The sequence below is a fragment of the Bacillus sp. Nf3 genome, from assembly GCF_003028545.1.
GTDB classification, from domain to species: Bacteria; Bacillota; Bacilli; order Bacillales; family Bacillaceae; genus Bacillus; species Bacillus safensis.
In genome coordinates this window covers 1-516 of record NZ_PYUA01000120.1, presented here as the reverse complement: position 1 = coordinate 516, position 516 = coordinate 1, and the positions used below count along the sequence as shown (strand labels likewise).

Here is a 516-nt window from a genome sequence, read left to right as displayed (position 1 = left end):
GGCTGTGGTACGAGCAGAACGACCATAACGTCTCGCGTAATTTCTACTACATCAGCGGCCCGTTCCTGGACGACCTGTACCTGAAGAACCCGGACCGCCTGCTGTTCAACCAGGACTTTGACATCCGCACGCGCCAGTTCTACGTGCAGGACCGCATGCGCTTCCTCGATCAGCGCCTGACCGTGGACGTGGGCATCAAGAGCCCGAACACCCGCATGCGCGCCACCGCCAAGCCGGGCGTGGAAACCAGCATCGCCTCGGGCACGCTGACCGCCAAGGAATCGGTGCTGCCGCAGGTGGGGCTGGGCTTCAAGCTCAACGCCAACAACGAGCTGTTCGCCTCGTACGCCGAGAACATCGCCGCGTTAGTCGGTGGTGGCAGCGGTGGCCCGCTGCAGGTGTCGCCGGAATCGTTCGCGGCCAGCGCCGGTCTGGAGCCGGAGAAGTCGAAGAGCCTGGAAGCCGGTTTCCGCACCTTCGGTGAGAAGTACCAGGCCTCGATCGCCGCGTACAACG

At 64.0% G+C, this 516-nt stretch carries 1 protein-coding gene; it reads left to right on the top strand.

Annotation, left to right across the window (positions count from 1 at the left end):
* A partial coding sequence (locus C9414_RS21135; protein ID WP_142398093.1) for a TonB-dependent receptor domain-containing protein occupies positions 1-516 on the top strand: 516 nt, incomplete at both ends.